This is a genomic window from Rhodothermales bacterium (assembly GCA_034439735.1).
In the GTDB taxonomy this organism is placed as follows: Bacteria; Bacteroidota; Rhodothermia; order Rhodothermales; family JAHQVL01; genus JAWKNW01.
In genome coordinates this window covers 1-12,596 of record JAWXAX010000121.1, presented here as the reverse complement: position 1 = coordinate 12,596, position 12,596 = coordinate 1, and the positions used below count along the sequence as shown (strand labels likewise).

11 protein-coding genes are annotated in these 12,596 nt (G+C 62.3%); 5 read left to right on the top strand and 6 right to left on the bottom strand.

Annotated features, from left to right (window positions below; translation table 11 throughout):
• The first annotated feature begins 484 nt into the window (after nt 1-484).
• The gene (locus SH809_09790; GenBank protein ID MDZ4699984.1) at nt 485-1,498 is read left to right on the top strand and encodes a kelch repeat-containing protein; all 1,014 of its coding nucleotides are present in this window, start codon (nt 485-487) and stop codon (nt 1,496-1,498) included.
• A gap of 146 nt (nt 1,499-1,644) precedes the next feature.
• Here SH809_09790 and SH809_09785 read toward each other — a convergent pair whose 3' ends face one another.
• From SH809_09785 to SH809_09775, 3 genes are all read right to left on the bottom strand, one after another.
• Nucleotides 1,645-2,262 (bottom strand): FtsX-like permease family protein, encoded by a 618-nt coding sequence (locus SH809_09785; protein ID MDZ4699983.1) that lies wholly within the window; start codon nt 2,260-2,262, stop codon nt 1,645-1,647.
• A gap of 83 nt (nt 2,263-2,345) precedes the next feature.
• The gene (locus tag SH809_09780; GenBank protein ID MDZ4699982.1) at nt 2,346-2,711 is read right to left on the bottom strand and encodes an ABC transporter permease; all 366 of its coding nucleotides are present in this window, start codon (nt 2,709-2,711) and stop codon (nt 2,346-2,348) included.
• Nucleotides 2,678-2,956: an ABC transporter permease gene (locus SH809_09775; protein MDZ4699981.1), complete on the bottom strand. Its 279-nt coding sequence runs from the start codon at nt 2,954-2,956 to the stop codon at nt 2,678-2,680. The genes SH809_09780 and SH809_09775 overlap by 34 nt, the downstream gene beginning before the upstream one ends.
• Nucleotides 2,957-3,158: 202 nt before the next feature.
• Between SH809_09775 and SH809_09770 the strand changes: the two genes are divergently transcribed.
• On the top strand, nt 3,159-3,653 hold the full coding sequence (locus SH809_09770; protein MDZ4699980.1) for an MgtC/SapB family protein: 495 nt from the start codon (nt 3,159-3,161) through the stop codon (nt 3,651-3,653).
• A 59-nt stretch (nt 3,654-3,712) separates the two neighbouring features.
• On the opposite strand, the gene SH809_09765 is transcribed toward SH809_09770, so the two are convergent.
• The 3 genes from SH809_09765 to SH809_09755 form a co-directional block, all read right to left on the bottom strand.
• Complete coding sequence (locus SH809_09765) at nt 3,713-5,773, bottom strand: SMP-30/gluconolactonase/LRE family protein (protein MDZ4699979.1); 2,061 nt, start codon at nt 5,771-5,773, stop codon at nt 3,713-3,715.
• 73 nt (nt 5,774-5,846) lie between these two features.
• Nucleotides 5,847-6,437 carry a gluconate 2-dehydrogenase subunit 3 family protein gene (locus tag SH809_09760; protein MDZ4699978.1) on the bottom strand — a complete coding sequence of 197 codons (591 nt, stop codon included), beginning with the start codon at nt 6,435-6,437 and terminating at the stop codon, nt 5,847-5,849.
• Between the two features lie 4 nt (nt 6,438-6,441).
• Nucleotides 6,442-8,151, bottom strand: a complete 1,710-nt coding sequence (locus tag SH809_09755; protein ID MDZ4699977.1) for a GMC family oxidoreductase — start codon at nt 8,149-8,151, stop codon at nt 6,442-6,444.
• Nucleotides 8,152-8,528: 377 nt separating this feature from the next.
• Between SH809_09755 and SH809_09750 the strand changes: the two genes are divergently transcribed.
• From SH809_09750 to SH809_09740, 3 genes are all read left to right on the top strand, one after another.
• Nucleotides 8,529-11,087: a DUF5916 domain-containing protein gene (locus SH809_09750; protein MDZ4699976.1), complete on the top strand. Its 2,559-nt coding sequence runs from the start codon at nt 8,529-8,531 to the stop codon at nt 11,085-11,087.
• 170 nt (nt 11,088-11,257) lie between these two features.
• Nucleotides 11,258-12,088 (top strand): hypothetical protein, encoded by an 831-nt coding sequence (locus tag SH809_09745; GenBank protein ID MDZ4699975.1) that lies wholly within the window; start codon nt 11,258-11,260, stop codon nt 12,086-12,088.
• Between the two features lie 5 nt (nt 12,089-12,093).
• A partial coding sequence (locus tag SH809_09740) for a DinB family protein (GenBank protein MDZ4699974.1) occupies nt 12,094-12,596 on the top strand: 503 nt, incomplete at its 3' end.

Below are 12,596 nucleotides of genomic sequence, written 5' to 3'. Positions count from 1 at the left end.
TTGTATGTCAAAGAGCAAACAGTACCTACTTGACAAATTCCTTCTTAGAGCCGTTACGCAGCCCAGCACGCATGTCACGCTGAGCCTCGCGAAGCGTCTTTCTAGAACGCGATTCTGCGTTAAAAAACGCCATCGACGCGTCTAAGATGGTCCTTCACCGCATTGTTAATGGCTATTCCGTAGAGACGCCCCGGTGGGGCGTCTCAGCAAGGTTTCCGATGTCCGAGAAGCTCTCCGGAAAATCATTGCCGCCAGGAGACGCCCCACCGGGGCGTCTCTACGACCCTATTGTCCTGTTAGGAATCGTGTAGTGCTAATCCTCGAGCGCAGGAAAGACGCAACCCCGGAAAGCATGGGGAATAGAATCGATTGAAGATCGGTTATCGTATGTTTGTAGCGGCTCCTTTCCTTGTATCTATCCCCGTGGTGGATTAGAGGTTGTGGGGCCACCCAGGACGCATCACTCACCGACCCCGCGACGATCATGACCTCAAAAACCCACCACGTTCTCCTCGCCATTGCCGCAGGGTTCGTTTGCTGGACAACCAGCCACCTGGCAACCGCCCAGCCGGCCGGCTCCTGGGAAGCCGTCGAAACCCCCAACTCCCCGGAACCGCGCTTCGAGAGCGGCTTCGTCGAAGTCGGCGGCCGGATGTACATGATCGGCGGACTCGGCAATCCACCCGCGTACACCAGCATCTACGACCCCCAGACGAATACGTGGAACCGGGGCGCGAACGTCCCGGAGCTCGTCCACCACTTCCAGGCCGTGCCCTACGCGGGCAAGATCTACGTCGCCGGCGCCTGGACGGACATCGACCGGAAGCAGGTCGGCATCTCGCACGTCTGGGTCTACGACCCGGCCGCGGACACCTGGACACAAGGCCCCGAAATCCCCGAACACCGCCGGCGGGGTGGGGCAGGTGCGATTGTGTATGACGACCACCTGTATCTCATCGCCGGCAACGTCGGAGGACACGGGCCGCCTGCCGAGGCGAAGACGTGGCTCGATAGGATGGATCTGGCGACGGGAAACTGGGAAGAGCTGCCGGACGCCCCCCATCGCCGCGACCACTTTCAGGCGGCCGTTGTCGACGGCCGCATCTACGCCGCCGCCGGCCGCACGTCGGATGTCGTGGGATTTATCGATAGCACCGTCGCGGTCGTGGATGTCTACGATATCGCAAAAGGAAGCTGGTCGAGCCTGAACGACGCGCCCATCCCGACCGAACGCGCCGGCACGCCCACCGCGGCTGTGGGCAAATACATCGTCGTCGCCGGCGGGGAGGGCTTTGGCAAAGCGTGGTCCGAAACCGAGGCCCTCGATACGGAAACCGGAACGTGGCACGTGTTGGATCATCTGAACATCCAGCGCCACGGAACGCAGATGTTTTATTTCGATGGCGCGCTCTGGATCGCCGGCGGGTCATCCGGCCAGGGCGGAACGGGGACCGGCCGGCGTCTGGTCGATCTGGAGGTGTTTCGATTCGGGGAGTGACACGCTCCACCTGCCGGCACGTCATCCCTCCACGCCCTCCGACGAAGACCGGCCGGCTGGTGTTCAACTCGAGGCGGTGGCGATGGGGTATGTGCCGTGACGATAGTGCGGCTTCGTCGTTCCTGTCGCTTTACGACGCTTGTTGCTCATTCATGCCGCAGCGATTCGACGGGATCCGTCCGCGTCGCGCGGTACGCCTGGAACCCTGTTGTAGCCATGGCCACAAGGAGGGCGACGATGCCGGCGGCCAGGAACGGCGTTGGCGCGATGTCGATGTGAAAGGCAAAGGCCTCTAGCCACCGCTTAGCGGCATAGTAGGCGATCGGCACGGCCAGTACGGCCGCGATGGCGACCAATTTGACGAAGTCGGCTGTAAGGAGCCGGACGTCTGTTTCGGCCAGAGCATTAAACGTCGGGAGGGCGGCAAGGAGAAACAGCACAGCCACAGGCAGCGCCAGCGCGGCGAGTACGATCGCCTCGACAAGGAACTGGCGCATGAGCTGTGTGCGATGCGCGCCAACTACCTTGCGAAGTCCCACTTCACGCCGCCGGTTCATCGCGCGGGCCGTGGCCAGGTTCATATAGTTCGCGCAGGCAATAAGCAGCACGATCAGCGCGATGGCCGAGAGGAGCCATACGTACCGGCTATCACCCTGCCGCTCGGTAAAAATGGAAGAAAAGTGGATAGCCGTGACCAGCTCAAAATCGATGTCCTCCACATGTGACTTACCCTGTGTGTCGCGGATTAGGGTCAGGATGCGCACGGAGAGGGCATCGGTATCCGCGCCAGGCTTCAGCCGTGCATAGATGGATTCGCCGCCGCAGTCGAGGCAGAGGCGCGTCCCGCTCAGCGATGCGCGTGAGAGGAAAAGGTCGGCCGTGAATGCGTGTTTTTCGGGATGTCGGCCATCACGCCGGTGATTTCAACGGCGGCGAGCGTGTCGAAGACCTGAATGGGCAGGGTGCGTCCGATCGGGTCTTCTTGGCCGAACAGACGTTCGGCAAGCGAAGACGTAACGACGGCCGTATGCGGCCTATCGAGCACCTGGCCAGGATCACCCCGAAGCAGATCGAATCCAAGTACGCCAAACAGGCCGCTTTCCGCGCACTTCATCGTGACGTCCAGGTACCAGGTCCCATCGTGTTCGATGCGATCCGTGCCGCAGCGTCTGATGCGTGTTACCTGTTCGACGTCCGTGGACGATGCGTCCATCTCCGGCAGGGGGTCGCCAGCCGTGCCGTCCCCCACTGTTTCTCCCCAAACCCACTGAGAACGACGAGGCGGTACAGCCGATCGGCATCGGGGTGATAGGTGTCGAAGCTGTATTCGTGGCGGATGAAGAGTATCGCCAGGAGGAAGCAGGCGATGCCAAGCGCAAGGCCGAACAGGTTGATGGCCGCGTAACCGGCTTGCCGGCGCAGACTGCGCCAGGCGATGGTGAAGTAGCTTTGCAGCATGGCTCCGGGTGTCTATCTGCGGATCAAACGAGGCAGGTCTAACATACTACCCAGGGGTAGAACAAATCCAATCCCAATCGTAGTAGTGCTTCCCTGGCCAGAGGGCGGAGCAGGAGGGGCCGGGCATGCCCGTTGCTAACGGCGCTTCGCGTCACGTGCAGATGTCGGCTGAACTACAACCTCAGACATAGAGAGCGTCCCCATGGATATTTTACTCGAAGAACTCACCGGCGGTCTACCTGATTGGACTCAGTTCACACGCTTCGTCATCCGGCTCGTCGCGGCAATGCTTCTGGGCGCGATCGTTGGCTACGAACGCGAGCGCGCCGGCAAGGCGGCCGGCCTGCGCACGCACATGCTCGTCGCGATGGGCAGCACGCTATTAATCATCAGCTGTGCCGCGGCGGAGTTGTCGGTGGATGGAATCTCGCGGGCGGTACAGGGGATTATAACCGGAATCGGCTTTATTGGCGCCGGCGCGATTCTTAAGCGCAGCGATGAAGGTGAGATCGAGGGACTGACGACGGCCGCCGGAATTTTCATGACCGCGGCCACCGGCGTAGCGGTGGGCCTCGGACTTATAGGGTTAGCGCTGCTCAGCGTACTCATGACGTGGGTGGTTCTCGGTGTGCTGGGCATTGTCAGCGCACGCATCAGTATGAAAAACGCCACATCCGCGGACGATGCAAAAAGGTAAACTGAACAGAGAGGATACGCCGCCGGCCTGCGTCGATGTCTCGGCGAGGGGGCACGCCCCTATTCCACCCGCACGATCGATTGGGATCTGATCTGGCCCACGGCTTCCAGGCGAACCAGGTACACCCCCGCCGGCATGTCATCATTCCACTCGGCCCTGTGAGGGCCAGCCGGCAGGTCGCGTTCGACGAGTGTGGCGACCTCCCGGCCGAGGACGTCGAACACCTTCATCGACACAGGCCCTGGTTCGGGGAGCGTGTACTCGATGGTGCTCGCGCTCCGGAACGGGTTGGGGTAAACGGCCAGCAGCGCCAGGTCGGTGGGTGTTTCGGAGGGAGGTTCGTTGTCGATGGCTGTTGCCGTCGGCGGTCTATAAAATGCGATCGACGATGCATGGGTCAGATCATTCTTCACGGTCACCTTAATAGAACCGTTCAGATTGGCGCGGTTGATGGTAGTGTGTCCCTCGAGCCAGTACATCTTGCCGGTTTCAACGTCAAGAGAGAATGACAATAAAGGGGTGTTCGCTATTCCTCGGAGCATCTGCTGGTCGGTGCCATCGAGATTTACGCTCTCGATGGTAGCGATCTCCTGGCGACCCCCGACCCAGTACACCTTGCCAGCCTGAGGGTCCAGGGCGATCTTGCCGCCAACGACAGCGGGTGCGCTGGAGGACTTCGAGAGAAGCACCACCCTATCCGTACCATCCAGGTTAGCCCGCTCAAGCGTTTGCTTGGTATAATCAGACCAGTACACGTTGCCTCCCAATGGGTCGATGGCCAGGCCATTGGGTTCACTAAGTTCGGCGGAGATCACGGTTTCGATGTTCGTGCCGTCCAGGTTGGCCCGCTTTATGGTTTTCGTCAACCTGTCGGTCCAGTACATCTTGCCGGCTGAGACGTCCAGTGCGATCGAGGTGACGATGGTATTTTCGGTTGAAAGCAGGATTTCCCTGGATGTCCCATCCAGATTGGCGCGTTCGATCGTTTTTGCTTCATGGTCGGTCCAATAGACCTTTCCAGAGGACCTGTCGAGCGTGATTGCATCCGGTAAGAGCATGTCGGATCTCAGACGCGTTTCCCTGGCGGAACCATCCAGATTTACACGCTGGATAGTATTACTATCGGTCCAGTACAACAGGCCCTTATTTACATCCAGGTTTATCCCTCTCGGGTCGGAAAGCCCATCCGTGACGAAAAAGGTTCCATCTGAGCCGTCCAGGTTGGCGCTCCATATCACCGCCGGTCCAGCCGGATAGGAGTACCTATTCTGGTCTACCCAATAAACCCGGCCTCGTTTGGGGTCCACGGTAATCCCGTAGGGGCCCGTAAGCGCCGTAGCTGCGATGACTTCCCGTTCGGAGCCATCGAGGTTTGCACGCTCGACCCTACGCGTAAGCGCATCGGTCCAGTACATTTTGCCGCCTTGTACGTCAAGCGCTATTTCTTCGGGCCGGGACAAGGCGGTCGACACTAGGACCTCACGAGCGGAGCCATCGAGGTTGGCGCGTTCGATGGTTTTAATGCCGTGGTCAGTCCAATACAGCTTTCCTCCCAGTACATCCAAAGCGATACCTCGAGGTTGGGCAAACCCGTCCTCCCTGTTTACGTCTCGCTCTATGATAATCTGAAAGTCCGAACCATCGAGGTTTGACCGACCGATGGCGTCATGATCCGGGTACGTCCAGTAGATTTTTCCGTTTTGCAAATCCAGGTCAATATGTTTGAGGAAAGGGCCAAACCATACGCCCGACAGCAGTATTTCTACTTCGGATCCGTCCAGGTTAGCGCGGGATAGAGCGCGGGTGCCCTGATCGGTCCAGTACATCTTTCCGGCCAGCGTATCCAGCGCAATCCCATCAGCGGCCGATAACGTCACATTCAGAACGGTTGAGGTGGACCGCGTCGCCAGATCAGTCCGGTGAATGCCACGGATGTTTGTCCAGAAGATCTCGCCGGCTTCCTGTGCCTGCACCATGGGCGAACTCGCTGCCAGCAAGACGGCGATGAGAAGGGTGCAAAGCGCGGCGCGGGAGGATTTCATTTCCCGGAAACGCCATAACGCATCCGATCGATACCCGTTCGGAAGGAAAGCAATGCGGGTATCGATGGCGACGGTCATGGCAGTATGTTCGGCTGCGGAGTGTTGTATAGACAACAAGTGAAGCGCCGGATGTTAGGGGTGTTCCTTGGCCTTACAAACTCCACACTCTCCCCGCCTCACTCAGCGGGACACACCCGCGATATGCCCCCGGAATCGGGTCGTAGTTCAGTTGGTTTTTCCCGATCGCCTCGGTCGAGCAGTAGGCCCAGACCGCCATCGACTTAAACCCGCGGTAGAACCCCACCGGCGCCTGTTCGCCCACCGCCGTGCCCCAGACGCGGGGATTAAACGAAGGCGCGCCGGCTTCTTCTTCCTGCAAAAACGCCTGCCGCTGGTCGGCCTCCAGGTCCGCAAATGGCTTCCCGAATTGCGCGGCGCTGCGGGTGTTAATCGCATCCAGATCAGCCACCACCTGCTGCTGGCCGGCCGCGTCGTAGGTTCGGGCGTAGACGAGGTCGATGAACATATCCACCTTCACATCCAGCCCACCGGGCGTGGCGGTGGCCGGCAGGATCGTGTCCACCAGCGCCGCGACGAGTCGGGCGTGGTCCATACTCAGAAACACGGGCTGCCACCCGAGCCGGGGCTGCTGCTGACAGGCCTGAAGCAGGCCCAGCAGCGAGGTCGAGGCGGCGGCGCCACCCAGCAGGGCGGTTCGTTTGAGGGCTTCTCGTCGTTGCATGGTCTTATAGATTCGTTTTTTTCATCTCCGAGATGGCATGATGGGCCGCCCGGACGGTCAGCGCCATGTAGGTGAGCGAGGGGTTGACGCAGGAGTTGGACGTCATACACGCCCCGTCGGTCACAAATACGTTGTTGACGCCGTGGACCTGGTTGGTGGCGTTGAGCACCGAGGTCCTGGGATCCCGGCCCATCCGCGCGGTGCCCATCTCGTGGATGCCGTAGCCCGGCTCGTGGCGGTTGTTGAAGCCGACGATATCCTGCAGGCCGGCGCGATCGAGCATCTCGACGGCGTCGATCTCGATCTGGAGGTTCATCGCCAGCTCGTTTTCCTTCCACTCGCAGTCGATCGCCAGCGTCGGCTGGCCCCATTTGTCGAGGTTCTGGGTGTCCAGCGTGACCTGGTTTTCGTGGTAGGGCAGGCACTCGGCAAAGCCGGTGATGAAGAAGGACCACGGCCCCGGGTCGGAGAACAGCGCGTCCTTATACTCGGCCCCGAAGCCGTCGGCGTTGCCGGCCCCGCCCCAGCCGGCCCGGCCGCCGCCGCCCTGGTAGCCAAAGCCGCGGACGAAGGTGTCCGACTTCGTCTTTTCGTCCAGATTCCAGTACCGCGGGATGTAGATCCCGTTCGGCCGGCGGCCGCTGTAATACATGTCCTCGTGCCCGTCGAACCGGCCAAACGCGCCCACCCGATAGGTGTGGTCCATCAGGTTGTGCCCGAGTTCGCCGCTGTCGTTGCCCATGCCGTTGGGGAAGCGATTGGACATCGAGTTCAGCAGGATCCGCGTGGTGCCGAGGGTCGAAGCGTTGCAGAAGATGATCCGCGCGAAATAGTCCACCGTCTCGCCGGTTTCGGAGTCGATGAGCCGCACGCCGGTCGCCTTGCCCTTTTCCTCGTCATAAAGGATTGATTGGGCGATGGAGAAGGGGCGGACGGTGAGGTTGCCCGTGGCGTCGGCCGCCGGCAGGGTGACGGCGGTGCTGCTGAAAAACGCGCTGAAGGGGCAGCCTCGGTCGCACTTGTTCCGGTACTGGCACTTCCCGCGCCCGTTGATCGGCTCGGTCAGGTGGGCGACACGCCCGATGATCAGGTGCCGGCCCGGGTACTGCTGCTCGATGCGGGCCTTGACGTCTTTTTCGACGCAGTTCAGCTCCATCGGCGGCAGGAAGTGGCTGTCGGGCAGATGCGGCAGGCCGAGCGCCTCGCCGCTGATGCCGGCGAACTGCTCGACATACGTGTACCAGGATTCGAGGTCCCGGTACCGGATCGGCCAGTCGACCCCGTGCCCGTCTTTTGCGTTGGCCTCGAAGTCGAGGTCGCTCCAGCGGTAACACTGCCGGCCCCAGAGCTGCGAGCGCCCGCCCATCTGGTGCGCCCGCACCCAGAGGAACGGCTTCACCTCGGTGTAGGGATCCTCCTCGTCGTTGGCGTAGAAATGTTCGTTGGCCGCCCCGATAAACCCGGTGCGTATGCCTTTGTAGTGCTTTTTTTGCTGCTCCGGCGTGAGGCCGCCGCGCAGCTCGAAGTCCCACGACTCCAGGTTCATCGTCGGGAAGTCCTTGATGGGCTCGACGATCCGGCCGCGTTCCAGGACGAGCGTCTTGAGGCCGGCCTCGCACAGCTCCTTCGCCGCCCAGCCCCCGCTCATTCCGGAACCGATGACGATGGCGTCGTAGGTCATGTCTTGCCGGGCGTCGATGTTGTAGTTGGGCATACCAGTTTGGAGAATGCGGTGGACGGGAGGGTAAGGGGAAGATAGCATTTCCCGGTGATTCTCGCTTGGCTGGTAGATTACAGTTCTTTGTTTCAGAATACCCCCAAAATCAATGTCATCTCGACCGGTGGCCCGATGAATTCGGGCCGTAGCGGAGAGACCTCCTGATAGGAGGCACCCTGCCAAATCCCAGGAGGTCTCTCACGCCAAATCCCAGGAGGTCTCTCCGCTCCAATGCCGGCAAGCCGGCATCTCCGGTCGAGATGACATTGATTTTAGAGACGCTCGGGGTTGGCATTAAAGAAGGTTTATCAAGCCTTTAACAATCGGAAGCGCATTTTTCGATACCCTGGCACCTCACAGCCCTGCGCTTTCCCATGCGATACCCAGTATTCTTCCTTTGGATCGCCGGCCTGATCCTGTTCGCCGGCCCTGCCCTTGCGGCAACGCCCGACTCGACCCAGGCCGCCCGAGCCCTCCGCGCCCACCCTGCCGGTGAAGTCGCCATCGAACTCGACGGCCTGCTTGATGAACCGGTCTGGGCCGAGGCCCTGCCGGCCACGGGATTCCTCCAGTTCGAACCCATCGATGGGGCGCCGTCCGCGCAACGCACGGAGGTGCGCATTATCTACGGAGCGAGCAGCCTGTATGTCGGCGCGACGTTGTTTGACGACAACCCGGCTGGCATCGAGGCGTCCCTCGGCCGGCGCGATGAATACAACCGGGCGGACTGGTTCCTGGTGGCGATCGACTCCTACTTCGACAAAAAGACGGCCTACACGTTCGGAGTTAACGCCGCTGGCGTGCAGATGGACGCCATCCAGACCAGCAACCGGCGCTCGGGCCTGGGCAATCCGCAGAATCCCGGTGGCGACCTGTCCTGGGATGCCATCTGGCAGGCCACCCCGCGCATGACGGCCGAGGGCTGGACGGTCGAGATGCGCATCCCCTACAGCATGCTGCGCTTCCCCGAGCTCCCGCAGCAAACCTGGGGCATCCACTTCACCCGCGTCATCCCCCGCCTCGGCGAACAGTCCGAATGGCCCCACATCCCCCGCGGTGAGCGCGCCAACCTGGTCGCCCGGTTCGGAGAGCTGACGGACCTGAACGGCGTACATCCCCGCCGCAACATCCAGGTCACCCCTTACACCCTCAGCCGGCTCCAGCGCAACGAAGACCCCGCGTCGCCGGGGGATCGGATCGGCGAGCGGGCGTTTGATGTCGGGGGCGACCTGAAAGTCGGCCTCGGCCCCAACGTCACGTTCGACGCCACGATCAACCCGGACTTCGGGCAGGTCGAGTCGGACCCGTCGGTCCTCAACCTCACGGCCTTCGAGATCGTCTTCCAGGAGCGCCGGCCTTTCTTCCTGGAAGGGATGCAGATCTACGACTTCGACGTGGGTCCCGCCCAGCTGCCTTACACCCGCCGCATCGGCGCCCGGGCGCCCATCATCGGGGCCGCCAAGCTCTCTGGCCGCACCGAAAGCGGCCTCTCCTTCGGTCTCCTCGGCGCGACGACGGGTGAGGACTTCGACCCGACCCAGCAGTACGGCGTCGCCCGCGTAACCCAGCAACTTGGCGACTATTCGCGCATTGGGGGCATCGTGACGGCCTTTGGCGGGCCGGGCAGTGTGGCCGACAGCCGGCTGAACGGCTATTTTTCGGGGATCGACTACGACTTCCGGTTCCTCGACAACATGTACAGTGTCGAAGGATTTGTCGGGACGACACGCCGCCGGCAGACTGCATTCGATGTCTTCGCGGAAAATGGCTACGGCGCCAAGATGCTCTTCCGCAAGCGGCGAGGCCAGTTCACCGCTTTCGGCGGCGCGGAGGGATTCGACGGCGACTTCGTCATCACCGACGTAGGACTCCTCCGCCAGAACAACTACCTCGCCCTCCCCCTTCGCCTCGCCTACGACCTTAACGGGGGCCGGCCCTTCGGGCCGTTCCTGCGCGCCACCGTCGGTGACTTTGGGATGCAGCAAATTTCGGTCAGCGACGGGCTTGATATGGGGCAGCGCCACAGCGTCTCGCTTCAGGGGCAGCTCAAGGGGTACCGACCGTTTACGGTGGGCCTCGAGTTCGAAAACGTGTTCGGCGGGTACGACATCTACGAAACCCGGGGCCAGCTTCCCTGGATCAAACCCTTTATCCTGGGTTTCGAAGCGGAAGTCGCCACCGACCAGCGCCGCACCTGGCAGGTCGAACCTTCCGTGCTGCTATCCCGCGTCGACAACGGCGGGCACATGTACGGCGTGGGCCTGGGGGGGATTGCCACGCTCGGCCCCCGCGTGTCGCTGTCGGGCACGATCGACGGGCTCTGGGAGGATGGAGTGCTGGCCTGGGCGGCCAACGAGGCCTTCCGTGACACCGGCGCCGGCTGGCTGATTGGAGCGTCGTCCGGCAATCCCAATCTGCCCTCCAACGACTTTGTCGGCTTCGACGACCAGGGCCAGCTCGACGCCGCCCTCGCCGGCCAGGCGCCCCTCGCCGCCGACCGTTATTACGCCTCGGTGTTCGGCCAGCGAGACACCCGGTCGCTGGATTTCATCCTCCGCAGCACGGTCACGTTTACGCCGGGGCTGTCCGTCCAGCTCTACAGCCAGCTGTTCCTGGCCCGCGGCCGGTACGACACGTTCCAACTCCTCCAAAACCGCGACACGCTCGTCCCGTTCGACGCCTACCCCAAGCGCGACGAGTTCGCATTCAGCACCCTCACCTCCAACGTCGTCCTCCGCTGGGAATACCGCCCCGGTTCCACGCTTTTTCTGGTCTGGACCCACGGTCGCCGCGCCGATGACGTGCTCAATCCCCTCGCCCCGTGGTTCGGCTCGCCCTACGACCGCTCCCTCGGCGGGCAGATCGACGACACGTTCGGGATCATCCCCACGAACGTGTTTCTGCTGAAGTTCAGTTACGCGTTTTTGAATTGACGGTAACGGGCATTTTGTAGAGACGCCCCGGTGGGGCGTCTCTGGAGGTTTCCGCATGCTGCGACCTTGAAGGAGACGCCCCACCGGGGCGTCTCTACGAGATAGCGGCTTGCATTTATGCGCCTGCGTCGCGTCCTTACCATTCCCGATTGAACCAGACCATGATCTCTATGACACCCATTCGCATATCCCTTACCCTCGCCCTGGCGGTTGTCCTGGCCGGCGCCGCGCCGCTGGCCACTGCCCAGAAAGTCCAGCTCGGCGAGGTGCTCGTTGTAAACACGCCGGCCGTCAAGCCCGGCATCGACGCCGGCGCCTTCGAGGCCCAGGTGCTCAGCCAGACGATGCCGGCCTGGGCTGCGCTCGGCAGCGACGTAGAGTCACACTTCTTCCGCGCCGACCGGGGCAAGAGCATGGGCAGCTACTGGCTCGTCTGGAGTTTCCCTACTACTGAAGCCCGCGCGCGTTCGCTTCCGCCGGACGGTTCGGGGTTTTCTCGCGCCTCCCAGCAGCTGGCAGGTGAAGCCGCCCGTCTACCCGAGTCCTTCGTCAGCGCGGCAGGCGGATACACGGATTATGAGCTCATCGGAGCCGACAAGATCGCGGCGCTTCCGGAAGTGGAGCTGCTCGGCGTGCACTACATCCAGATCCGGCCGGATAAGGCCGACGCGTTCGACGCGTTTGTCCGCGATACCGTGCATCCCGCCCTCGTGGGCAAAATCCCTGGCATGGATCTCCTGTATTACAAGGGCGTGCGCGGCGAAATGGTCGGAAGCTACCTGCTCATCTTCGCCATCGAGACCCACGAGGACCGGGCCCGCTACTGGCCCACCGGATCCTCCGAAACCCAGACGCTGAAGGACGCCTTCGCGCCCCTGAAGCCGATCGCCGAGGCGCTGAAGGACTACCAGGTACCTGGCACCTACCTCGAGGCTGACGGCGGCGCCGCGGCGGCCATCTTTGAGAGCATCGAGTGGACGGATTTCGCCATCCTGAAATAAACCCCATGTACACCCTCGGCCTGGTTCGCGATCTGCACACCCACATGGAATGGGCAGACGCCACGGTATGGATGTCCGTTCGAGCCGCCGGCGATGCCGCCGAGGACGCCTCGCTCAAAGAACTACTCTTCCACATCCACTTCACGCAGGACGCCTTCCTGAGCGTGTGGACCGGCCGGCCCTTCACCCATCGGGACGCCGGCGCGTTCGCCACCCTTGAGGAGGTGAAGGCCTGGTGCCGGCCGCAGTACGACGCGATGAAAGCATTTGTCGCCGGCCTCTCCGAGGAGGACCTCAGCCGCCCCTCGCCCGTGCCCTGGGTGAAGTTTTTCGCGCGGCAATGGGGGAAGGTGCCGGCCGTTACCACCCTGGGCGAAACGCTCGTCCAGATTGCCCTCCACAGCCAGTACCACCGCGGGCAGGTCAATCGCCGGCTGCGCGAGGTCGGGGGAGAGCCGACGCTGGTGGATTACATCGCCTGGATCTGGATGCACCGGCCGGCGCCGGC